20 protein-coding genes are annotated in these 24,292 nt (G+C 31.2%); 11 read left to right on the top strand and 9 right to left on the bottom strand.

The genetic code is table 11. The annotated features are described in order from the left end of the window. Positions 1-353: 353 nt before the first annotated feature. The 4 genes from Q7I96_00735 to Q7I96_00720 all read left to right on the top strand — a co-directional run bounded on the left by Q7I96_00735 (position 354) and on the right by Q7I96_00720 (position 6,537). Positions 354-1,586, top strand: a complete 1,233-nt coding sequence (locus tag Q7I96_00735; GenBank protein MDO9626134.1) for a Mur ligase family protein — start codon at positions 354-356, stop codon at positions 1,584-1,586. Between the two features lie 5 nt (positions 1,587-1,591). Continuing rightward, positions 1,592-4,642 (top strand): Mur ligase family protein, encoded by a 3,051-nt coding sequence (locus tag Q7I96_00730; protein ID MDO9626133.1) that lies wholly within the window; start codon positions 1,592-1,594, stop codon positions 4,640-4,642. 22 nt (positions 4,643-4,664) lie between these two features. Further along, entirely contained in the window at positions 4,665-5,795 is a 1,131-nt protein-coding gene (locus Q7I96_00725) for a hypothetical protein (GenBank protein MDO9626132.1), read from the top strand. Between the two features lie 70 nt (positions 5,796-5,865). Beyond that, positions 5,866-6,537, top strand: a complete 672-nt coding sequence (locus Q7I96_00720; GenBank protein MDO9626131.1) for an NTP transferase domain-containing protein — start codon at positions 5,866-5,868, stop codon at positions 6,535-6,537. A 143-nt stretch (positions 6,538-6,680) separates the two neighbouring features. On the opposite strand, the gene Q7I96_00715 is transcribed toward Q7I96_00720, so the two are convergent. Together Q7I96_00715 and Q7I96_00710 are read right to left on the bottom strand one after the other, a co-directional pair. Further along, entirely contained in the window at positions 6,681-7,367 is a 687-nt protein-coding gene (locus Q7I96_00715) for a DUF169 domain-containing protein (GenBank protein MDO9626130.1), read from the bottom strand. Between the two features lie 190 nt (positions 7,368-7,557). Beyond that, positions 7,558-8,265: a hypothetical protein gene (locus Q7I96_00710; GenBank protein ID MDO9626129.1), complete on the bottom strand. Its 708-nt coding sequence runs from the start codon at positions 8,263-8,265 to the stop codon at positions 7,558-7,560. A gap of 215 nt (positions 8,266-8,480) precedes the next feature. Here Q7I96_00710 and Q7I96_00705 point away from each other — a divergent pair, with 215 nt between their 5' ends. The 3 genes from Q7I96_00705 (at position 8,481) to dmpI (ending at position 10,621) form a co-directional block, all read left to right on the top strand. Continuing rightward, the gene (locus Q7I96_00705) at positions 8,481-9,077 is read left to right on the top strand and encodes a hypothetical protein (GenBank protein MDO9626128.1); all 597 of its coding nucleotides are present in this window, start codon (positions 8,481-8,483) and stop codon (positions 9,075-9,077) included. 621 nt (positions 9,078-9,698) lie between these two features. Next, positions 9,699-10,292: a CRISPR-associated CARF protein Csa3 gene (csa3, locus tag Q7I96_00700; GenBank protein ID MDO9626127.1), complete on the top strand. Its 594-nt coding sequence runs from the start codon at positions 9,699-9,701 to the stop codon at positions 10,290-10,292. A 143-nt stretch (positions 10,293-10,435) separates the two neighbouring features. Continuing rightward, positions 10,436-10,621, top strand: coding sequence for a 4-oxalocrotonate tautomerase DmpI (gene dmpI / locus Q7I96_00695; protein MDO9626126.1), 186 nt, complete (start codon positions 10,436-10,438; stop codon positions 10,619-10,621). Between the two features lie 115 nt (positions 10,622-10,736). On the opposite strand, the gene Q7I96_00690 is transcribed toward dmpI, so the two are convergent. The 4 genes from Q7I96_00690 to Q7I96_00675 all read right to left on the bottom strand — a co-directional run bounded on the left by Q7I96_00690 (position 10,737) and on the right by Q7I96_00675 (position 15,400). Continuing rightward, entirely contained in the window at positions 10,737-13,613 is a 2,877-nt protein-coding gene (locus Q7I96_00690) for an ATP-dependent DNA helicase (protein ID MDO9626125.1), read from the bottom strand. A 327-nt stretch (positions 13,614-13,940) separates the two neighbouring features. Continuing rightward, positions 13,941-14,201, bottom strand: a complete 261-nt coding sequence (locus Q7I96_00685; protein MDO9626124.1) for a hypothetical protein — start codon at positions 14,199-14,201, stop codon at positions 13,941-13,943. A gap of 165 nt (positions 14,202-14,366) precedes the next feature. Next, positions 14,367-14,738 (bottom strand): DUF6508 domain-containing protein, encoded by a 372-nt coding sequence (locus Q7I96_00680; protein MDO9626123.1) that lies wholly within the window; start codon positions 14,736-14,738, stop codon positions 14,367-14,369. 302 nt (positions 14,739-15,040) lie between these two features. Next, the gene (locus Q7I96_00675) at positions 15,041-15,400 is read right to left on the bottom strand and encodes a protease inhibitor I42 family protein (protein MDO9626122.1); all 360 of its coding nucleotides are present in this window, start codon (positions 15,398-15,400) and stop codon (positions 15,041-15,043) included. 224 nt (positions 15,401-15,624) lie between these two features. Here Q7I96_00675 and Q7I96_00670 point away from each other — a divergent pair, with 224 nt between their 5' ends. Then, positions 15,625-16,005, top strand: a complete 381-nt coding sequence (locus Q7I96_00670) for a hypothetical protein (GenBank protein MDO9626121.1) — start codon at positions 15,625-15,627, stop codon at positions 16,003-16,005. A 153-nt stretch (positions 16,006-16,158) separates the two neighbouring features. Here the strand turns inward: Q7I96_00670 and Q7I96_00665 are convergent, their stop codons facing one another. After that, positions 16,159-18,252 (bottom strand): tetratricopeptide repeat protein, encoded by a 2,094-nt coding sequence (locus tag Q7I96_00665; protein ID MDO9626120.1) that lies wholly within the window; start codon positions 18,250-18,252, stop codon positions 16,159-16,161. Between the two features lie 191 nt (positions 18,253-18,443). Between Q7I96_00665 and Q7I96_00660 the strand changes: the two genes are divergently transcribed. After that, positions 18,444-19,943: an MBL fold metallo-hydrolase RNA specificity domain-containing protein gene (locus Q7I96_00660; protein ID MDO9626119.1), complete on the top strand. Its 1,500-nt coding sequence runs from the start codon at positions 18,444-18,446 to the stop codon at positions 19,941-19,943. Positions 19,944-20,133: 190 nt separating this feature from the next. On the opposite strand, the gene Q7I96_00655 is transcribed toward Q7I96_00660, so the two are convergent. Beyond that, positions 20,134-22,848, bottom strand: coding sequence for a right-handed parallel beta-helix repeat-containing protein (locus Q7I96_00655; protein MDO9626118.1), 2,715 nt, complete (start codon positions 22,846-22,848; stop codon positions 20,134-20,136). A 368-nt stretch (positions 22,849-23,216) separates the two neighbouring features. Between Q7I96_00655 and Q7I96_00650 the strand changes: the two genes are divergently transcribed. Further along, positions 23,217-23,561 (top strand): hypothetical protein, encoded by a 345-nt coding sequence (locus Q7I96_00650; GenBank protein MDO9626117.1) that lies wholly within the window; start codon positions 23,217-23,219, stop codon positions 23,559-23,561. Then, positions 23,558-23,935 carry a DUF2283 domain-containing protein gene (locus Q7I96_00645; protein MDO9626116.1) on the top strand — a complete coding sequence of 126 codons (378 nt, stop codon included), beginning with the start codon at positions 23,558-23,560 and terminating at the stop codon, positions 23,933-23,935. Before Q7I96_00650 ends, Q7I96_00645 begins: the two co-directional genes overlap by 4 nt. A gap of 99 nt (positions 23,936-24,034) precedes the next feature. Here the strand turns inward: Q7I96_00645 and Q7I96_00640 are convergent, their stop codons facing one another. Continuing rightward, a complete protein-coding gene (locus Q7I96_00640) occupies positions 24,035-24,286 on the bottom strand; it encodes a hypothetical protein (protein MDO9626115.1) in 252 nt (83 codons plus the stop codon). Positions 24,287-24,292 lie beyond the last annotated feature (6 nt).

Below are 24,292 nucleotides of genomic sequence, written 5' to 3'. Positions count from 1 at the left end.
TAAACATAGTTTATCAGTTAAAATATTATGTTCATTAATATTATATATCTTGTTAAACAAAAAAACTGTATAAAATCTTCAATATTTTGAATTATTTCAAACCATATTAATTCGATTTTTTCAAATTTTCATACAAATTAATTAAAAAAATTTATAGCATTAAAACATTTAATCAAAAATTGTTAATATAATATAAATAAAATTTAAGTATATAATTGGTATTATTATATTATTATAAAAATTTAATTAAGAAATTATCCACTAATTATCTCATAAAATAAATATATAATATTCAAAAATAAATAATTTTTAAACATATTAATTTGTTCAATATTTTAATTTTAGGTGTACTAATGAAAATAGCAGTTCTTGGTCTTGGTGTTGAAGGGAAAAAAGCTGTCAAATCTCTTAAAGTGAGAGATTACAGTGTTTATGCTAGTGACTTAAATAATGAAGTTTCTATGGATGATTTAAAGGAGATTTTAAACGAATCTGAATTTGATTTAGGATTCCATGACATGGAAAAAATACAATCTGCCGATGCGGTGATTGTCAGCCCCGGGTTGTGGAAAAGTGATCTGGCCAATCAAATAAAGGATTCTAAAAAAACTCTCCCTGATGTTCTACAATCCCACAAATCAATATTTACCATTGGAGTTACCGGAACCAACGGCAAAACCACCACCACCTACATGATAAAGGAAATACTTGAAAAATCAGGTTTAAAGGTTCTGGTGGGTGGAAACGCCGGAGGAGGATTTGAAGGATACGCCGAAGTAGTCCTGCAATCCCATGTGGAAGAATACGATGTGATTCTGGTGGAAATCTGTGATATGACTCTTGAATTTTGCGATCATTGTTTTGACATTGATATGGTGGTTCTAACCAACCTGGAACGAGATCACATGGACGTGCATGGCTCTTTAGATAATTATTACCGTAAAATCGATAAATTTCTGAAAGGTAAAAAGGCCATAATGAACAAAAATGATAAAAGCTTACAAAAACTCTCTAAATCCGCTCAATCATGTAATTTTTACGATGAATGCGAAAGTAAGATTCAAGTAGTTGGTAAATTTAATAAATTAAATGCTGGTGCAGCACAGGCCACTGCCCGGGCCATTAATATCGATAAAACAATTATAGAAAATGCTTTAGCTGAATTCCATGGAATTGAAGGCCGTATTAAATCTTATTATATAAATGAAAGTGAAATATTTGCCGGTAAAACAGATAATGCCCATGCCACTTCCGTTGTATTAAAAGAAAGGAAATTCAAGGCAATTTTCCTGGGGACTCCTCGAAAAAATGAAACCTGGAGATTGGATATAATAGATGAAGCTTCTAAATCTCAGCCGGAGGTAATAGTTCTTTTCCCAGGCCTTGAAAATACATTGGATTTGGCGTTGGAAAGATTAAAATCTATTAATTTCAAAGGGAAAGTATTAACTATAACAGATTTAGATAAATTATTAGAAATAATTATGGAAATGACTCAAACTTATAAATATATATTTATTGGTGGAAATGGCCAGAATAAAATCCTGGAAATTCAAAAAAAGCTTGATGTACTGGCTAAAGGTTGATTAACGTGATCAAGGATAAAAAAATTCTCGTAGTAGGGGCTGGAAACGCTGGACGCCCGGCAGCTAATCTTTTAAATTATTTAGGTAATTCGGTAAGAGTATCAGATAATAAAGACTTCAATTCACTTCCTAAAAAAGCCAAAAATAAGATTAAGGAACTGGAAAAGAAAGGAATTGTATTTGAGTTGGGAACTCACATATTTGACAGTGTCCTATGGGCCGATGCCATATTTGTATCTCCCAACATACCCATTGATTCAGATATAAGAAAATTCATTGAAAATTCTCGCTTAAAAAAGGATATTAAGGAAATAAAAACTTCAGATATTGGGGAAATTCTTAATAATCTTATTAAATTGCCCATGATAGGTATTGCTGGTACGGATGGAAAAACAACCACTACCAACATGATAAATCATGTTATGGAATCAGAATCCTTTAGGACACTTGTATTCTCATCATTACAGGATTCACTGGTTATTGAAGGACTGGTGGATATAGTAGTTAATGAAGAAAATCAAAGTAAGGATTTTGCTATTTTTGAATTACCCCACGGAACTATACGCATGGCACAAGGTCTAGAATTATGTGCCGGGGTTGTTACTAACCTAACACCAGATCACATGGATGAATTTAAATCTTATGAGGAATATATTGACCGAAATTTTTCTATAAAAGACCTAATACATTCCCACGGAGTTTTATTGGCCAATGGAAACGATCCCATTATTAGCCAGCGGTTAGATGAAATTAATACAGAATATATTTTATATGGATTAGGAACGCCCCAAACCGTAAAATTCAATGGAAAAACTTATTCTCCAGCAGACATTGACTTAGATATCTCAGTTAAAGATGTTAAACTCAGAGGCCTTGATGGATCTTCATTTAATGTGATTAGTAATGCTATTCCCACAGCAATATGTACAAATTGCGGTGAAATTCTCTGTAATTGTGGAAATTTCCAGAGAAAAATCCTAAAACCTTTTAATATCAATATAAACCTCAATGTCCCGGGATTATTTAATATTGAAAACTCTATTTCCACCATGGCCACAGCATTAATCCTTGGATTTGAATTAGATTATATTAAAAATAAATTAGAGTCTTTCCAGGGTGTTAAAGGACGTTTTGAAAAAATTGATAATGTGAATGGAGTTAATATTTTCATGGACGCAGCCCACAATCCGGAAAGTATGGAAAAATTATTTGAAGGGCTTAAAGTTTCAGGAAGTTTAATAGTAAGTCTGGATAATCCCGATACTCTCACTGTGCGAGATAAATTCAAAATAGGAACTATTCTAGGAAAAAATGCAGATGTTGTGATTGCCAGTGCTAAAAATGAAACCACAGAAATTATTGATATAGAAGCCGCCCAAGAAGTTGCTTCCGGATCCAAGGGTACTGAAACATATCTTACCGAAAATGTGGATAAATCAATTTCTAAAGCATTAGATATTGCCACTGAAGGAGATATAATACTCCATATAGGTCCTGGAGTGGTGAATGCATATTCAAGTGTTAAAGAGGATATTATTAAGGCTATTAAAATTTTTAAAGAGTCTTGTGGAAAAGTTGTGGTAATGGGCGGCTGTGGAACAGTGGGTAGTTTAATGGCCCGAATTTTAAAGCAACACGGCGCGGATGTCACTATTTCTGATTCGGCTACTGATACTCCTCTAAGGGAGGTCTTCACTTCTGAAGGGATTCATCTTGATTTAGGGGGACATAGTGACTCAGTTATAATTGAAGCAGAAACAATTGTGGTGGCACCAAGTTTAATGGAAAACCATAATCTTCTAGAAAATATAAGATCCCTATCAGATGCACCAATTATCAGTGTTAATGAAATTTTAAGTTTCTTTAAAGTTGAAAAACCAGTAGTGGGTATCACCGGAACCAATGGAAAAACTACTACCACCCAAATGCTAAAAAATATTCTTAAAGTGGCAGGTATGTCAGTTCCTGAACATTTTATGAACATGCAGGGAAACACAGAACTGATACCTGCTTTGCAATCCCGATTAAAAGGAGATGCCGCAGTGGTAGAAATAGGAACCTTTGGTCTGGCTGGTGAAATTAAAAATTCGGCCCTAAACTGTGAAGTTTCATTAGGTGTAATTACTAATATCTCCCGGGATCATCTTAGAGGGGATGATTTTAATGAATACATATCCTGTAAAAGAGAAATGGTCGATGCTGCGGATATTCTCATAATAAATGCCGATGATCCATTGGTTGCTGATTTTGCAGGAGAAATTCATCCAGATAATGTGATTTTCTATGGCATTAAAGATATGGAAAACAATGAAAATTCTTTTCCAGAGGGAAGAGAATGTCCAGAATGTGAAAACATCTTAAAATATAAAGAGCATTATTTAGGCCATTTAGGTGATTATCAGTGCATGTGTGATTATAAGCGGCCTGAAATCGATGTTTATGCTACTAATGTCACTGAAAACTTTTTTAAATTAAATATTGGTTCTAACACATCTAAGATACATCTTAAAACAGGTGGAACCTGTAATGTATATAATGCTCTGGCAGCGGCCTCAACTGCCATGGTCATGGGTGTGGATTTTGATGATATTGTAAGTGGCATAGAACAATTTGAAGGTGTAGAGGGTCGATTTGAAAAGATATGTAATAATCCAGAGATTATTATTGATTATGCTCACAATCCTGCAGGAGTTAAAGCAGCCATACAAACCATCAAAACATCGCTAAAATCGCGATTGATTGTTATAAATACCATATCCTCAGAAAGTGGTCTGGATGGGGATCGTGAGATAGCTCAAATTTTAAATAGTGCGGATATAATTGTTCCAGCATCATTCATGGCAAAAGAAGCATCTAATATTATAAAAAAAGATTTAATATTCACTAAAGCCAGCAATGAACAAACTAAAATAGGAACTTTAGGGGCCAATAAAAAACAGGTTTTTGAAGCCTTAAATAAAGCACTGAAAGTTGTTAATGATAATGATATAATTTTAATTATTGGAGAAGGGGGAGTCAAATATTCAAAAGAAATTTTGGAAGAAATCAGCATTTAAAGTATTTTTATGCGTAATTTTAGTGGCCATAGTATTAGTTCCGGTAGGAATTTATATGGGAAATCTTGCTTCTCCCCAAAATCCGGAAGAAATATCCAGCATGGCTATTGGGGATACTGTAGTTAGCGGGATGGATGTTGTAGATGATAATAAAATAAGAAAAGTTCCTTTATTTAGTCAGCCAACTTATATTATGGAATATGTTAAAGATTACCAGTTTGATGATATAATAACTGCTCTTTTAACCGGTGTTGTAAAAACGCCTATTTCTCAGATTACCAGTGGAAGTATAACTCGAACTGGTCTGGCTGGAGACTTTAAAGGTCCAGGAATGATTGAAGTTAATAATGATAAATTAACAATTAAACTTCCAGAATCTTTTATATGGGGATTTAAATCACCATATATGTTTGCGGTTAAAACGGATAATGGAATTAATATTGTTGAGAATAATAAGACTACTAAAATGGTTAATTATGATAATATTAATAATGATACGGTCTTCCATCAATATGTTTCCTCTAAAGAATTAAAAGTGTGGTACAATGATTCTGAAAGTGGAGATAAAATAGCTATTGATTATGAACTTTCTAACTTTAGTGATGGTCGAAATAGTGTGGCCCCTTCAGAAATAAAACAACTATTTGGTGAATCCACAGTGGAATATATGGAAAATTACCCGGCTGGAAATCCTGTAATGGTTTATATGACCAACTATAAAGAAGTTGATGCTGCGAGTTCCGTAAGTTATTTAGGATCCTATCCGGAGTACGGTGATAATAAAAGAGCATTTAATGCACGAGCATTTTCTAAAGCATGGGATGGTACTATTATTCCACCAAATACCATATCCTCTGGAAAAGAAAATGTACAATTCACTTCATCCAGAGACCCGAAAGCACCCGGAGGTTATGCATCGCATGGGTCCTGCCCACCAGCCAGGGCACTACGTGCCATTGTCAATGATGCTGGATTTCCGCTACCTCGAGGAATGACCTGGGAACATGATGCAGTTCTATTTGGCTTTAATCCAGCTACTGGTATTAAATTAGATAATACTGGTAACTCCACTGTTAAAATTGTCATGTGGACCACTGGATCAAATGCCAATACAAAAATATATGCAAAACTGGTTAAATTAGTTCCCAACTAATTTAATTATATTTTTTTTATTAGGTGATGTTTTTTTATGATCTCTTTAGGGTTTTCTGGTGGTGATTAGTATGGGGTTTTTAGTTTCGGCTATAATAACTGCTGCTGGAAAAAATACTAGAATGCTAGAGGATCAAAATAAAAAAAATCTCCTTATTAAAAATAAACTTCTTTTAGATATCCAGGGAAAACCTGTTATTTTAAATACTGTAAATCGAGTTTTAAATTCAGAAGTGGATGACTGCATAATTGTTTTAGGACACTTTAAGGAAGAAATAGTAGTGGTCTTGAATGATTTGGATGATAATAGAATAAAAATAGTTGAAAATAATCGCTTTGATGTTCCCCTATCTCAATCACTTTTAAACGGAGTTAAAAACTCAAAAGGAGATATATGTCTTTGTGTGGCGGGTGATCAGCCTACGGTAACCACTAAAACATTTTGTAAACTTGTTAATAATGTTATATCATTTGAAAATCCAGAAAATATTGTTTGTGTACTATCCAGAGGAAAAACAGGTTATATTGACTCTGCTGAAGGATTGGGAATGCCATTTGCCTGCCATAGGACTCTTTTAGAGAAATATCTTCCAGATTATTCAGGTAATATTAATCCTGTACTGAGGAAAATGATAAAAGACGGTGTGGTTTTTTATGGCCTGGAATGTGAAAATGAATTAGAACTGGTTAATATAAATCGTATGGTGGATTATGAGATAATTTTAAGGGATTTTAAGGACTAGATCTTATAAAAATTGAATAATATTATATTAAATTATTCAGTCAGTATAAAAAGGATATATTACAATAAATTTTTAAACTTATTTAGGATTTAATAGAAAAAAAGTATAAATTTTAATAATATTTGTTAATAATGGTTACGCATTTAACTTATCTCACCTAATGCATTGACCACGCAACCAATATTCTCCCCATTAAGGCCTACAATAACCTCTTCATCTTTAATATCAGCAAATTTACGTGATCCACTGCATCCTAATGTAATATTAGCTGTTTTTCTTAAAAATGGGCCCGCCACTGCATCAGCACATATGGATTGGATCCCAGCAAAGTTGGATTCTACTCTTCCACCAAGGGTGTAAACTAGGGCCTGGGATAATTTCATGGCCTGAGCTGGATTAGAAATAATTACTATTATATCCGGATGGAAATTAGCTTTTTCTAGCGGGGCGTATACTAAAGCATACATCATATTTTCGATTTTAGGAATGGCATCCATGGTTCTTTTGGCCGATCCCAGACTGGAAAATCTTTCTAATTCATAATAGAATTCTCCAGTTTTTACTTTCTCCGGTGCATCCATAAGTCCAATGGCCGTAGCCCCACCTTTACAAAGCTGTTCATCTGAGGTTGCATAAAAAGTCTCTCCTTGAGCAGCTTTTTGCACCATTTCACAGTGCCTAATACTTTCAGATATTTTTGGAATATCTTTCGGTAAATCTTTTTCCCTTAAAACAAATTTTATGGCTACCGGAGATTTTTCTAAACCAAGTGACTTTTTAATCTTTTCTGAAACTTCATCATATCCACTAACTTCACAACTACTTTCCATATTCTCACCATTTTAGTTTTTGTTTGTTTTCCAGCATAAATTTTGGCAATTACTATTGTTATAATACTTTTTGTAGAGGTTGATAGATTAATTTCAATTAGTTATTATAAAGACTATTTAATGATATTTTAAAAGAAATAGATAATATTTATCAACTATATATAAAAAAAAGAATAATTATAAGCTTTAATTAAAATTTAAGCTTATCTACCACATTAACAAAGGCCAAGGCCTGAATTTTTGTTTGGGTATATGGCTGGTACATATAATTTTCATATATTATGGTTTTAGTTCCAGATTTTACTATAGGGATAGTAACGTATTTAGGGCTGGTTTGAGATGGAGGGAAACTGTAACTTAGCCAGCTTAACTTAGATTTAATTTTCAGAGCAATATTTTTAGAGGCCTTATTATTGTTTGGGGCAAAAACAAATCTTTTTTTAGGATAATTTCCTCGGTGGGAGTGTACGTCAATAACCAGATTGTATTTTTGTTTTTTTACATTAGGAACCACATAAGAATGGGCTAATTTCTGTCCGTTCATCCTACTTTTAGCATAATTTTTAGTATCTTTGGTTACACGTACTTTATAAATGTAATAACAATAGTTAAGGGAATTTTGCTTGTTTATGATGGATTCAAATAGTGCGGAGTGGGATTTATATTCTAAAGGATGTACTCCAATTATATAAGCAATTCTAATCTTAGAAGATGTATTCCCAAATGGCCCAATTTTTTCAACAGATCCTAAATTATTGGATCCTAAAAGATTAGAGTTTATATTTTCTACGGCACTGACTCCTCCACCATTATCAGATAAATTAAATGAAATAAAAATTCCGAAAATGAATAAAGACATTATTATTCCTGATTTTAAATATTTTGGTAGATTGGACAAATATATCATCTCACATGATTATTATATTAAATTGTATATAAATATTGAGTTACTATTCTTTTTATTAAATATTAATTTTGTCATAATTAAGTAGTTTTAATCAGATCATTATAGTTTCTATTATCTATCAAGCTAATAATACGAAAACTAATTTTAGGCATAAATTTAATATTATGAAATAATAATTATTTATTATAAATATGGGGGGATTAAATTTGGCGAACGATTTTGAAGAGAAAATAGAGGAAATAGAAAAAGAAAATATTCAGATTATAACTGACATGGATAAGTTAAGCAAAGAATTTATTGAAGAAACAAAAGGTTTCATCAAATATTATATTGATGAAAGTATTGCTGTTACTGTAAAATCTCAATATGAAATAACTAATAATTTAAATAAAGAACAATTAGGAAATTTAAAGGAAAAATGTAACTCTTTAAATAATATCATTGCATCAAAAATAGATGAAGAATTTAATAATGTTACCTATTGGTCACATGCCCTTGAAATTCCGGAACATACAACTAACCATGATTTAGGATATGATAACCATAATAAACAATTTTTAAAAATAAAAGAGACAATAAATAACTTTTATAAATATCCTTTTGAATTAATATCACAATATGGTTATATGAATAATAATTATTCAGAGAGCCCTTCATTATCTGAGTGGTCAGAACCTATGATTTCTATAATACAAAAATATTCAAGTTTAAATAAAAAATTACTCCATACGAAAAGAGAATTAAATATAACTCAAAGAAAAAAGAGAGAATCAGAAGCAAAGAATTTATGGGATAATATCTAACTTTACGATTAGAATTACTATCTGATATAACAATGAACTCCAAAGAAACAAAACAGACCGAGAACAATTCAAAACAACAGTAAACAATTCAAAATAAAGTAACTTAACCATAAATCTTTTTTAAGTGGCCTGGCCCAAGTGGATGTGAGTACTTTTTTTAATCTATTTTACCTGTTTGCATTTTATAATAATAAAACCTTTTTAATTTCCTCGATTAGATTAAATAAACTTTAAAAATCCTATTATTTAATTAGAGAAGCTATAATATATTTTTTATAATATTAATGTTTTTATAGGCTTTATTTAATGTTATGCTATCCTAAAGTATTTATTTAATGAATTACTAAATATCTATACTACAATATGAAATATGAGTAACTAAATGGAATAAAATAATTAACTAATATAATTTATATCTCTTATTGATTATGGAATGAGTATGGAAATTTAAAATGATAAAATGTTTAACATTAACTATTTTTGCATTCAAACAAATTCTACTCAATCAACCCATTAATGGAGATATTTATATTATATAGTTATAACATAACATTAGTATTGTAAAATGTATTGTTCAACCTTCACACATAGAGGGTATGAAAAGCTAAGGAAAGTGGTAATATGGATACAACTTTGATATCCACAATCTACTCCATTGAGCCGGTGATGATTTGCATCACCCAATTTTCTCCAAAAAAAGTTATTCTTTTAAGAGAAGATGATGCGCCTGATGAGAAAACTAAAGTGGAACAGATTTTAAATGATACTGTAGGAAAATTTATAGAAATTGTTCCAAAAGAAACTAGTTTATATAATGTCGTAAAAGTCGCTGAAGATACTACAAGTGTCATCGAGGACGAAAAAGCTAATGGTAGGAGAGTAGTGGTTAATATTAGTGGAGGCCGTAAACCTCAGGCCCTGGGTGCTTTATTTGGCTGCTATGCGCGTCACCATGATGTAGAAAGAATTGTATATGTTACTGAAGAAGACAGTGAATTAATTGATTTACCTATTTTGAATTTTGGAATTTCTAAAACTAAAAAAGAAGTCTTAGAGGAACTGCAAAAAGGCGAAACTTCTGTTAAGAATCTGGCGGTTAAAATAGGGATTAGTAGAGGAATGACTTATAATCATATACGGGAATTAAGGGAAATGGGTTTTATTGCTCGAAATAAACTGGAAATTACCTCCGCGGGGGAACTGGCGGTAATTTAATAATTTTTTTATTTAATATTCATTTTAAATCAAGAATTCTATAAATATAAGATATTTAGATGTATTATTTTTTTAAATAATTTTTTAAAATGTTTAAAATAAAAGGTTAATTGAAATATTATAATAATGTGGAGGAAATTAATATGCCAGTAATCACTATAGATGGGCCCAAATTAACTAAAGAACAAAAAGAAAAACTTGTAAAATCTTTTTCAGAATCTGCAAGTGAAATTATGGGACTACCTGTTCAGGCCATGGTAACCATAATTCGGGAAGTTGAATCTGAAAATGTGGGTAGTGGAAACGTCCTATTGTGTAATAGAGAATAATTATTTTTAATAATTGCTTTATTTGCATTATATTTTAAGAATTAATTTAGATTTATTTTTATATTTTATTTTAATATATCTATATAATGAAATTAAAGACGAATTATATTTATTTTTAATCTAAAGTATCCTCACAAACGAAACTAAAGAAGCAATTCACACATCTTCTGCTGGAAAGGGCAGGGAATTCTTTATTATTAATTCCTTGACAGATGGATTGAACATGTGATTCAATATCTTGAAAATCTTTTTCTGGAGGATAATAGGTCTGATCATTGCTATCAAAGTGATAGGCACACATTTTATGAAATTTATACTTCTTTTGCAAGCCATATTCATAAATATTGAGCTGTAGCTCGACTTGCAATCGTTCTAAGGCTGATTCACCACGGGCCTTAAAATCAACCAGCTCCAACTGGTTTTCTGGATTTTTAATTATTAAATCAGTCCTTCCTGTAATTAGAGTATCAGCTTTAAAGAGTGCAAAGGGCTCTTCAGTAGAAATAACTTCTTTAATATAATTTTTCATATTATCGTAGTAAAATACCAGTTTTTTTACCAGATTGGCTTTATTTAACTGATCTTCTAACTCATTTTCATGTAAAGGGGCCCAAGATTTGTCTACAAAGCACTGAATCTTGTTTTTATCAATATCTTCTTTATCTTGTATGGCCTGATGGACACGATTAAGACAATGGTGGAGTATAGTACCATATTTCTGTTTTTGAGTGGGCTGGTATTCAAATAAATAATAATAAATCAATTTATAACGAAAAGGGCAGGTTTCATAGGTGCTGATAGATGAAAAAGAGACTTGAAGTGGACTGTGAGCTACTTCACGTTCCTCACATTTTTCTATAATTTTATCAACATCAGAAAATTCTTCAATACCAATGTCATGCTCGATGAACTGCGATTTTTTACCACCGGGAGATATAATTAGATTATCCTGGGCACGGGTCATGGCCACATAGAATAGTCGGCGCTCTTCATTTACCTGTCCATCGGGAATGAACTTTAAAAGTTCAGATGGTATAGGGAGAATATCTTTGTACTGACTTTTTAAAGGGAATTTATTTTCAGCTGCCCCACAGATAAATACTACTGGAAATTCAAGGCCTTTGGCCTGATGCACCGTCATTATTTTCAGTGCTCGTGGATCTTCCAGTAATTCCTCGTCGTATTGCATTTTTTTTGGTAATTTGAATAAGAATTTTAGGAAATCCTCCAGTGATGGTTCTTTGGAAAATTCCTGATATCTTTTAATAATTCCAGAGAGTTTAGACAAATTAAAAAGGACGTCTTCCTTTTCTTCTTGTTCAGATGAATCCCATTTGTTTCTTAAGGAAGATTTATCAATTTCTGCTTGATTTTCAACATAATATTTATCCACATCTAATTTTTCAGTATTTATAATCTCATCATAAGTCAACCTTTTAAGATAGGTGGAAATATCCAGTAATTTATAGAATATGGATAAAACATCCATTTGATTAGTCTTTAAATCATTTTTAAAAATATTTAAGGCCATTAGCTTGGTGATATCTTTCTTATTTACTATACCTTTCTGTTTGAATTCTTTTTCAGTTTTTAACTGACTTATATTTATAATATTTTTATTCAAGTCTGTCGTTCTGATTTTTCTATCATTCTCCGGAGCAACATCTTCCATTTTTTTTAGAATATCAACTGTTTCAGGACTTATATCCATGAAATCATTTAAAAATAAGTCCAGGTTCCACCATCGGCCCCATCTGGTTTTAAATTTTTTACTATAATCATCAGAGTCCACATAATGCATTGAAAAAAGGACGGTCTGGATTTCATCCCTCATTAGGAATGACTTATCTCCTCTTATGGTGTAGTTAATTTTCTCTTTTTTTAATTCCCTTAAAATAGCTCCGGCATGATATTTAACGCTTCTAAAAAGTAAAGTGACATAACCATAATGGGGAACAATACCATGTTCCTTCATATCATGAATTAGCTTTACAATTTGATGGGCTTCTTCCCCTTCGGTATTGTTTTTGAGGAGCACCAGTTCATTTCCTTTACTGCGCCATGGTTCAATCTCTTTTTCTACCAGACGGTGCTTACCCATGAATAATTCAGAGGCCTTTATGATATTTTTAGTAGAACGGAAGTTTTTATTCAAGCGAACTACTTTTGTTTCTGGATATTTTTCTGGAAATTTAACAAAATTAAAGATATTAGCCCCTCTAAAGGAATATATGCTCTGATCATCATCACCTACCACGCAGATATTGTTTTGGGGAGTGGCCATTAACTGGAAAATCTTATCTTGCAGAGAGCTGGTGTCCTGATACTCGTCAATAAGTAAAAACTGATATTTATTCCTTAAATCATTTAAAATATCTTGATTATTTTCTAAAATGTCTAAAACAGCAATTTGAAGGCCTGAAAAATCAATTTTATGTTCTCGGCCTAATAATTCCAGGTATTTTTTATAGGAGAGACAGATTTTTTGATAGGTCTTATTATGAGGATATCTTTCTTTGATTTTTTCTATTAAAATATCTGGATCTATTTCATTTTCCCCACATTTATTGTAAAAATCTAATAATTCCACTAATCTATCTTCCCGTATATTATCAAACTCGCCTAAATTACTCCTTAAAAACATCAACTGGCTTTCATCATCCAAAACATCAAAGCCACTACCCAAATTATGATATTCGGGATAATCTTCTAAAATAGATTTACAAAAAGAGTGAATGGTGGAAATATGAACATTTTCCGCCTTCTCACCAATCTCATTACTCAAACGGGCCTTTAACTCTTCTGAGGCTTTGATGGTGAATGTGGTGAGTAAAATATTTTCTGGAGAGACTTTATGATGTCTAATAAGATTAGTTACCCTCTGTATAAGAACCCAAGTTTTACCGGCTCCAGGCCCAGCTATAATCATTAAGGGGCCTTTATAATGGGTGATGGCCTTTTTTTGTGAAGTGGTGAGGGTTTTAGTGGTCATATTTCCATTAAATCCATAATTAAATTAATTAGAATAATATATTTTTTAACTTAATAAATATTTTATTTACTAGTTAATAATAATTATTTAATTTTATAAAATTAAATAAAAGATATTTGAATTTTTTTAATTTAATTAAAAAAGAGAGTAGTTTGAATAATCAAAAATAGCCGATTTTTATATTAATAAAGGAAAATGGTTAAAAAATTAAAAATACTTCATTATTTTTTGAAGTATTTAATTATGCCTATAAAGATATTATTAAAATTATTAAAATTCCTAAAATATTATTTGATTTTGATGTTGTTTAATAAGTATATTATGGGCCTAATCTTCTTCTTCTTCCATTAAATCCCATTTATCACATTTATCATTAAGATAAACTTCAAAGAATAGATCTTTAATTTCAGTTCTTTCTCCAATTCTTTTTTTTAATAATTCATAAAGAAATTCACATTCACCATTGCCACGGTAATCCCAATTATAACTATTTTTACAATTCCAGCAACCATCGACTTCTTTAAAGCCAAATTCTTCTGCTAATTTTTCTTTTTCACTTAAAATCAGTTTAAACTTGGTGGCATCCATCTTATCCCTCTTTTTTCGATTTGACAATTATTTCAAATGCATGGCCTGAAAGTTATCAACCCAGTTTCCATGCTTTGCTTAGTTTTATATTATGTAAATACTGTCATTTAAATAATATTGGAATTAATAATCTTGCGGCATGGGTCAGAATACAAATAATAAGAGCTATTTATTTTTAATTTCTCTTAAACGATATAAAATCCTTAAAAGATGCCCTTCTTTGATAAAATTGGCCACACTACCGCTGGAAAAACGATCTGCTCTAATATATGCTGTTAAAATTTTGACAAGAGTGTCTATATCGGTATGTTCAATGTTTTCTACGCTTTCTAAAGTATTAAATTCAGACCAATCTAGGGCCTGGATAAAATTGTTTTCATAGAGTGCATTTATAAACTCTGAAGTCTTTTCTGAGTAAAAATAGGGATCCATTAGAGATTTATCAGGATCTATCTTGTAGCATTCTTTTTTAAGTGATTCAAAATAGGGAATATATTCCAAAATGGCATCTATATTTTCAAGGGATAGAGTTGACATGATTTTCACGGCTAAATATAATTTAAAGAATATTTAATGATTTACATCAATGATATTAATAATTTTTTATAAGAAATAGAAAAATATTCAGTTTTTTAGATAAATAGTAAAGTATTAGTTTTTATAAGAAATAGAAAAATATTCAGTTTTTTAGATAAATAGTAAAGTATTAGTTTTTATAAGAAATAGAAAAATATTCAGTTTTTTAGAAGAAAAATATGAAATTTTTTTAAGGAATCTAATAATGAATTCAAAAGAAAAAAATGTTTATATTAATCTATCAATTTAAAAAAGAAAAAGTTTTATTTAATATTTATTAAGTAGGTAATTATCTTTGCAGGCATTTCATTGGACCATGGCCTGGATTCAGTCATGATTATTTTGGTTTGACCTGGTTTTTTTGCTGTAAATGTGTATTGCTTTATGTTGCCTCCGATAAAACATGGATCTATTACAGTGTGGATAATTTTTTCATTGGTTAAACTGACCATTGCATAATCATATTGTGTGTTCCAGCAATAACCACTACTGCCTGAAATATCAGGTAATTCTATTTGAAAGTTGTCATTTACATTTACATTAATCTGTTTTTCTTCAAAAACACTGTTAGATGTTGCTGATACTGCTGAAAAAGTACTTAATGAAATGATGCTTAGCAGCAATATCGATGCTATTTTTAAACTTCTCACATTTTCACCTCGTAATGTATAATGTAAAAGTTTGAATATATAAATTTATTGTTTTATTATTATTTATCCATTCACTGGAACTAAGAATTTCAATTTTAAATAACTAGGAAATTATTCACAATAATAGAAAAAATTATATATTTAAACTTTTAAATTATACATTAACCAAATTTTAATTGGTAAAAGGGTGTGAAAGTTTGAAAATAAAATTTATTACAATTTTGACAATTTTGTTTGCTGTATTCTCTCTACAAGTAATAGGGCCAGTAGCAGCAGCTCAAAACGGTGATTTAATAGATCACGGAACTAAATATACAACAACTGATGCTAAATGTATCTGGAAAACATACGGGTACCATGAAAATACCATAAAAATCTTTAAAACATATTATTATAAAGAGAATGGTAAATGGGTTCGTGATTTTGGATATGCACTGACCTTAGAAAAGACTTCCTCCACAGAAATCAAAATAAGTCAGGAAGATGCCTGGGAAACATCAATTAGATATGAAACAACCCAATTCAGTGCAAATGACTATTACTGGAAAGTTTATCGTCCAGAATGGTTAGAAAATTAGCATTTAATTAATTATTTTTATATTTTCATCCAATAAGAAAAAGTAAAAAATTTAATTTTAATGAATCATAACTATAAAATTAACCAGCATAAAATTTTAAGGACTATATAACTACTTAAAATTAAATCAGCCCATAAATATATACAAAACTCCCTATTTTTCATTTTCATTTTTATTTTCTATTACATGATCTTCAATATCTCTTTTAAGATCAAGAGCCTCTTTATTTTCAGGATCAATATCTAATGCATGATTTACCGTCTCTAATGCATTATCAAATTGACCATGTAGGGCTTGACTCACTGCCAGTGAATTCAGGGCCCATTCAAATTCAGGGTTTATTTCAATGGCTTTTTCAAAGGATTCAATGGCCTTTAATTGTTCTTTCATTTCTTGATAAGTTATTCCTAACTCATACCATGCTCCAGCATGATCCGAGTATAGATCCACCAGTTTCTGGAAATATTCCCGGGCTTCATCTAAAAATTCTAAACGACGTAAGGCATCAGCCTTCAAATAAAGAGCATCAAAATCCACTTTATCATATTCTAGAACAATATCCACGGCATCTATAGCATCCATATATCTCCCTATTTGGCCCAAGGATACAGCTTTTTTAATTAAAACTTCTTTATTTTCAGGATCAACTTGTAAAATACGATCAAAACATTCAATAGACCCTTCAAACTCTTTAAATTCAGTTAAAATTATTCCTTTAAATAGGTAAGCCAATAGATTATTTTCATCTTCTGCTATACTTTTATTAAAACATTCTAATGCTTCGGTTTCATTTTCATTCATTAAAAATATTTTTCCCTTCCACACCCATGCTTCCGGGTTGTGGGGATTTATTTCCAGAGATTTATTTATGGAATCTAAAGCCTCTTCAATTTTCCCAGTTTCTATTAAACTCAAACCTTGATAAAACCAGGCTAAATCTAGTTCAGGATCCACTTGAATTATTTCTTTGAGAATCTTTAGGGCATAGTCGTATTTTTCCATATTAAAGAGGGCCTTGGCATATGATAGGCGGGCCATTAAAATTCCCGGCTCAAGTTCCATAACCTTTTTAAAACAATCTGCTGCATCTTTAAAATTCTCACTGGCCATTAAAATATTTCCCTTATTCATCCAAGCAATTATATCATGGGGATTAATTCGAAGGGCCTGATTAAAACACTTTAAACCCTCTACTTCTTCTCCTAACATAACTAAAGTAGCACCCTTATTGGTCCAGGCATCAGAGTATTGGGGATTGTATTCTATGGACTTGTCATAGGAGCGAATTTCTTCTTCGTGTTCTCCTAATTCTAATAAAGATAATGCTCTAGCATTCCAGGCCTCAGGATATATTTCATAAAGTTCCAGGGCTTTATCATAGCTTTCAATGGATTCGGTGAATTGTTTAAGTTCATATAAAGCCAGTCCTTTTCTAAACCAGCCTTCTGGATTTAAATCATTTAAATTCAGTGATGTATCAAAACTATTTAAAGCTCCTTCATAGTCACCCATTTCAAATAGTAATTTACCCTTTAAAAACCAGGGCCATTCATTATCGGGATTTAGAGAAATAGATTTATCATAAGCTTGCAATGATTTTTCAAATTCTTCCATTAGGAAATGCCCAATACCCTTTAAATTCCAGATTTCTGACTCATCAGGATTTATATTGATAGCATCATCAAAGACATTTATAGCTTCTGCATAATCTTCCAAGCCCAATAAAATATTCCCTTTCTGGATTAACAATTCTCCATCATCAGGGGCTTCTTTTAAAAGATAATCATTGCATTCTAATGCTTCTGGGTATTCTCTTAGTTCCATTAAACAGTTAATCTTTTGCTTAAGGAGTTGGGAATCATATTGTTTTTCTAATAAACTGTTGAATATTTCTAATGCTTCATCATATTTTCCCATACTCATGAGCAGGAAACCCAGGTTATTAATGGTAATATCATCTTCTGGATCTTTCTTTAATAGATTTTCTAGATATTCCTGGGCCTCATCATATCTACCCAACATAAATAATGCGTTTGAAATATTTTGCAAGGCCCAATCGAATTCATTATCTATTTCCAATGCCTTCTCAAAGCTTTCCAGTGCTTCAGATGGCTTACTCAATGCTAAAAGGGCCATTCCCCTTCTAGTCCAGGTGTCTGGTGCAGAGGGATTTTCCTGGAGCTGGTCATCGCAGTTTTTTAAAATTTCTTCAAACTCTTCTGAACTTATCTCATTTTCATTGGCCATTATTTTTTGCTCCATATAAAATTAAAAATATTTGCTTTTCGGGTTAAGAATAATTTTATAGAAATTTTATGGGATTGATAGTTTATTGGATAAAATGTATTTGCTTCCTGTGAAATTAATGAATATACTTTCTTATTTTATATTAAGTACTAATTCCATTATATTAGTAATGGTTAAGGAGTGATTATTTTATGGTGCAGATAGATTTTCATGGTGGAGTAGAGGAAATAGGTGGCAATAAGATTCATGTTCGAGGGGTAAAAAATTCATTTTTCCTGGACTTTGGAAAAAGTTTCAATTCAGAAGGAGATTACTTTTCAGAATTTTTACAGCCTAGAAAATTAAATGGAATTATGGATCTGGTGGAATTTGGTTTATTACCTAAAATAAAGGGCCTTTATCGGGAGGATTATATAAGACACCTGGGCCTTAATCACCATCAAAAACCTTCCAGTGATGGAATATTGATATCCCACGCCCATTTGGATCACGTGGGTTATTTGCACCATATAAGGGATGATATTCCATTTTACATGAGTGAAGAAAGCTATTTGATTATCAAAGCCCTGGAAGAGACGGGAATGGCCGGTTTTAATAATTATTTGAATTATGCTGATGATTTTCTTTATTTGGCCAAGACTAGATTAAATAAAAATTCAAAAACCACTCATAAAAAGGCCACAGCTAAAGATACTAAAAAATCAAGGCCTATTGAAATTGTAGAACCTTATAAAGACTTTGAAATTGGGGAATTTATCATAAAATCGGCTCCGGTGGACCACTCACTGCCTGGTTCTTGTGCATTTTTGGTTGATAATGGAGAAGAATCGCTGGTTTATACTGGTGATTTCCGTTTCCATGGTAAAAGAGAATATGAGACTAAAAAATTCATTAAAGAAGCGAAAAAATTTGCCCCTACCACCTTAATTACTGAGGGAACCCGTATTGACCGCGACCATAACACCACCGAAGAAGAAATTGAAAAGAAGGCTCGAGAATTATCCCTTTCCCATAAAGGATTAATAATTGTGAATTATCCGATTAGAGATCTGGATCGTTTTTTAACCTTTTATGAAGCAGCCCGTGATTCAGATAGGACAATGGTGGTCAATACCAAACAGGCCTTTTTATTAAATGCATTTTCTGGTAGAGGATACCCTGAAATTGATGATGTGGCGGTTTATGTACCGCGCAGAACCTGGGGCCTTATGGGTGGAGAGTCACAGGTCTGTTTTGATGAGGAATGGGTGTGCAGCAGTGAAATAGACCGTGAATATATACTGGGAGATTATAAAGGATGGGAGAAAGATTATATCACCTGGGAAAACAATGTGAACTACCTAGATTTGCAAGAGAGACCAGAGGACTACATGTTTCAGTGTGACTACTTTGAATTTAAAGAACTCATTGATATCCAACCAGAAAATGCTATTTACATTAAATCCAAAACAGAGCCCTTCAACGACGAAATGGAGATTGATGGTAGGCGAGAGAGAAACTGGTTGAACCACTTTGGCATTGAAGTCCATACGGGTTACCATGCTTCCGGCCATGCCTGTGGGCCCGAAATACGGGATATGATTAGAGATATCTCTCCAGAAAAGGTTTATCCTATACATACTCGTGAGGTAGGGGCCTTTGACGTTTTAAAAGAAGAAGGAATTGAGGTGTTTCATCCGGAGTTAAAATAATATTTTTTATTTTTTTTATTAAAACTAATTGAAATTTGAAAAATTATCTAAATTTATCTAAATTCATTAGAACAGATTTTTTTAAAAAAATAAGGTATAAATGATTTTTTTTTAAAATAAAAAAGTAATGTGTTTTTTTAGTGTATAAAATATTATTTTTTAAAATATAGAAAAAATAGCCATTTAAAGACTATTTTCTAATATTTCCTTTCTTATTGCCACTGGCCTTATTTTGTACTACTACTGATCCTTTACCTTTGGAATAAATACCATAATATAAATTATTTTTAACAGTATTTCTACCAATCTTAGCCTTTATGCCAGTAGAATAAATTCCATTGTTTTTGTTGTAGGAAGCCGTGTTATCTGCAATTAGTACATATTTGGATGTGGAATATATTCCGTTTTTGTAGTTGCTGTAAATAGTATTGTAATAAATCTGGCTAGATGATCCTGCAGAATATACACCATGGCCCCTGTTGGAGTAAATTTTGTTTTTAACTATCTTAGAAGAAGCACCAATGGAATATACTCCATAATAGGAATTAGAATATATTTTACTCACATAAACAATGGCTTTTGATCCTTTGGCATATACACCATTCATATTTTTATAAATGTTACTGTTGTATACAAAGCCCTCTGAACCATAGATAATGATACCATTTAATCTATTGGAGTAAACAGTTAAATTCTGGAAATAAGGTTTATATCCTGTTGAATATACTCCATTTAAATAATTACTGGATATTACTGAGTTAAAAATCTCTAAAAGACTGCCGCTACTGCAAATTCCGTTTTGTTTATTGTTCTGGGATTGGATATTTTCAATATGGGCCTTTTGTCCTGTGGAGTAAATCCCATTTAATGTATTGAATTTGATTATTGAATTAAATATCCTAACATTATTTCCAGTTGTTAAAATCCCATGATTTTTATTGAATTGGGCATATACTGAGACTAGGGTTGTGTTGAAACCAGATGTATAAATTCCATTTTGATTATTATTGGCCACAATATACCACAAGTAACTATTGTTTCCTAAAGAAGCAATGCCATTTTGAATATTGTTAGTAGCGTTTTCAACCCATAAGATTTGTGCGTTTTTACCACTTATTAAAATTCCGTTTTGCTTATTATTGGCTGCATTCTTAATATAAAATAAATATGCGTTGTTTCCTGTGCTGAGTATTCCGTTTTGTTTGTTGTAATTTGCAGCATTGATATTGTTTATATTTGCACTGTCTCCTGTGGAGTATATCCCATTGTTTCCATTGTATTGAACAGTAATGGAACTGATCTGGTTGTTAGCACCTGTAGAATATATCCCATTTAAAGTGTTATTTTCTGCAGTGGAATATGTTATGGTGTTATTAATTCCATTAATTTGTATTCCATTCATTCCATTAAATTTAGAGTAAACTGAAGTCAGTGAATTAGAATTACCAGTAGAATAAACACCAGAATGCCCATTATAATAAGTATATGAATTATCTATCTTAGTATTGTTTCCAGAAACATATATTCCATGCATCCCATTATAATATGAGCTATCCTGAGATATGGTGGCATTGTTCCCTTTAGAATTTATACCGTGCTCACTGCTATTATAAATATAATTTGAAGTGATGTTGGTCTTAGATCCTTCAGAATGAATACCTGACTTGCGATTATTCATGATAGTGTTGTTGTAGATTACTGAATTATCCCCTGAGGAGTTTATTCCGTTTTTTGTACTATCTGTGATATAATTACTACTAATACTAGCATTACTTCCTGAAGATTCGACCCCATTCTGATTACTGGAAGATATATGATTATTTCTAATAACTACATTATTTCCAGTAGATTTTACACCAGATGAATTACTGTTTTTGATATTATTATTGGATACGGTAACATTACTGGCTGAAATTAGAATACCATCACGGGACGAGTTGACAATAGTATTTTTGTCTATAATAGAATTATTTCCATCTACACTGAGAGAACCATTGATATAGAAACCTGAGACATTAGTGTTGTTGGCAGTATTTAAAACATGTATAATGTCGCTGGCACCATTACTGGTGAGGTTAACACTTCCATTAGCTATGATGGCCACTGGTTTATTCAGGATGATTTTCACATTCTCATAGATTCCTTCTAGGAAGGTGAAGGTATCTCCGTTCTGGAAGGTGTAGTCGATTCCATCTAGGTTGAAATTACTGTTAATTCCAGTACTGTTGAATACATTGGTGTAGGTGCTGTTATTCACGAAGAAGTTTCTGAAGATGTGGTTGTTGTTTATAATTGCATCTGCACCGGTAGAGTTGATACTGCTGTTGTTATAGCAGTAGATAGTGTTTCCAGTGATGGTGGTGTTTCCGCCGGTGGAGGTTACTCCATTTTGCAGATTATATACAAAAGTGTTATTGATGATGTTAGTATTGTTTCCAGCGGTGTTGATACCAGAAAGGGCACTGTTTTTTATTTTATTGTTGAATATAGTGACGTTGTTACTGTTTATGATAATACCATCACGTGTAGAGGCATTAATGGAGTTGTTGTTAAGAGTAACATTATCTGCAGAGACATTTAAGGACCCGTTAATATTGAATCCAGTGATATTGGAATAAATTGAAGTATCCAGGATATTTATAACATAATAATCAGTGGTTTCATTGGTAAAGAAAGCACCATTACTTATGAGATTAATGGTTTTATCCAGGATTATCTGAACATTGGTATAGATACCAGATAAGAAGGTGAAGGTATCTCCATCCTGGAAGGTGTAATCTGTTCCATTGAGGTTGAAATTACTATTAATTCCAGTAGTATTGAACACATTCATATAATTAGTATTATTTACCGTATAATCGGCTGCTGAGGCCGGGCTGGCTATGGCAAATAGGGCCAGGGCCATGATTATGGTGAATATTATTTTCTTTTTAAATGAATTTATTATATTACCCCCATTATTTGATGAATTGTGTAAAAATTAATTTTCTTTAATAGTATATTTTTATGTGATGTTTATATTTAAATATTTTTAATGAGGATAAGTATTACTTTTATTTAGGGAGTATGGTTGATTTAATTTGAAAATAAATAGTTTAAAAGGAGTATTTAATTCAATGGGATGTTTTTACAGTATCTGTACCGTTTTTTATATTTAACAAGCTATTATTCGTAAATATTATATTTTTTATTAAATAGATACATATAATAATTAATACTAATTTATTTATACTTATGATAATATCTAAAATCAATTTTATTCATTGAAAGGTGGTGTTATTAATTCGTGATTTTGATTTAGATCAAGCTTGGGTAATAATTAAGAATCTTAGTATTGAAAATATAGATGAAGATAAAATTAGGGAATCTAGACATGTGATAGATTCTTTTTCATTGAGAAGTTATAATATTGATCGTGATTTGATTTATGATTCTTTAATTAATAAAAAACCAGTATTAATAGGAAAAACGGGTTATAATAGTTTTAAAGTATTATATGAGCACCCTACAAAGAAAAGTGAGGATATTTATATTATTATAAGTATTGATGAGAGAGAAAATATTTTAATAATAACTACCTATACTAATAGCATTAAAAGGAGGATTAGGGCACCATGAAATGTGAAGCTATTTTTGAAATTGAGTACAAATATGACTTGGAAGTTGATGCATTATTTATTAATGTTAAAAATGATTATGAATACGACACTTCAATTGAATTAAATAATGAAGTAATACTAGATTTTGATAAAAATGGTAATCCTGTTGCCTTAGAAATATTAAGTGCTTCTAATATTCTTAAAACTCCAAAATATAGTCTGAAAAGGATTAATAACATAAAAATGAATGTAGACATTAATGAAAAATCTATTGGCCTAAAATTGTTCCTGGGTGTAATAATTCATAATAAGGAGCAAATACACTCAGTTAACACTTTCACGTCTAATGATACGGGTATTCCCAATATTGAAACAGAAATGGCCACAGTATAAAAATTAATGCTATTGTTTTTTTGTTAGGGTTAATTTAAATAAATTAAGTGCTTGTTAATTATATGAATAATTTTTTTTTAAATGAAAACTATGTCCATATTAGAAATCATTTAATTCATCCCATCTAATTTTAGTCATTTTTTTTATTATATTCATTTTTGTAGGGTTTAAACGAATATCTTTGTCATGATGAGTTATATATGGTAAAATAAGATCTTTTTTAATAAAATTTCCAATTTCTTTGGTCACTTTTTTACAATCATATTTACTTAATCTACGGCAAACATTCTTAATGGGAGTGTGTCTGACCCCAATATTTACTGTTCTTCGAAGGGAATATAAAACTTCCACTTGGAT

The organism is Methanobacteriaceae archaeon, from assembly GCA_030656015.1.
Lineage (GTDB): Archaea > Methanobacteriota > Methanobacteria > Methanobacteriales > Methanobacteriaceae > UBA349.
This window is presented reverse-complemented; position numbering and strand designations above follow the sequence as displayed.

Bases quoted from the DNA above. Each gene is read 5' to 3' on its own strand.
- Q7I96_00685 (MDO9626124.1), bottom strand. From the start codon at position 14,201: ATGGATGCCACCAAGTTTAAACTGATTTTAAGTGAAAAAGAAAAATTA.
- Q7I96_00690 (MDO9626125.1), bottom strand. From the start codon at position 13,613: ATGACCACTAAAACCCTCACCACTTCACAAAAAAAGGCCATCACCCAT.
- Q7I96_00645 (MDO9626116.1), top strand. From the start codon at position 23,558: ATGAAATGTGAAGCTATTTTTGAAATTGAGTACAAATATGACTTGGAA.
- dmpI (MDO9626126.1), top strand. From the start codon at position 10,436: ATGCCAGTAATCACTATAGATGGGCCCAAATTAACTAAAGAACAAAAA.
- Q7I96_00660 (MDO9626119.1), top strand. From the start codon at position 18,444: ATGGTGCAGATAGATTTTCATGGTGGAGTAGAGGAAATAGGTGGCAAT.
- Q7I96_00680 (MDO9626123.1), bottom strand. From the start codon at position 14,738: ATGTCAACTCTATCCCTTGAAAATATAGATGCCATTTTGGAATATATT.
- Q7I96_00720 (MDO9626131.1), top strand. From the start codon at position 5,866: ATGGGGTTTTTAGTTTCGGCTATAATAACTGCTGCTGGAAAAAATACT.
- csa3 (MDO9626127.1), top strand. From the start codon at position 9,699: ATGGATACAACTTTGATATCCACAATCTACTCCATTGAGCCGGTGATG.
- Q7I96_00735 (MDO9626134.1), top strand. From the start codon at position 354: ATGAAAATAGCAGTTCTTGGTCTTGGTGTTGAAGGGAAAAAAGCTGTC.
- Q7I96_00655 (MDO9626118.1), bottom strand. From the start codon at position 22,848: ATGGCCCTGGCCCTATTTGCCATAGCCAGCCCGGCCTCAGCAGCCGAT.
- Q7I96_00715 (MDO9626130.1), bottom strand. From the start codon at position 7,367: ATGGAAAGTAGTTGTGAAGTTAGTGGATATGATGAAGTTTCAGAAAAG.
- Q7I96_00665 (MDO9626120.1), bottom strand. From the start codon at position 18,252: ATGGCCAATGAAAATGAGATAAGTTCAGAAGAGTTTGAAGAAATTTTA.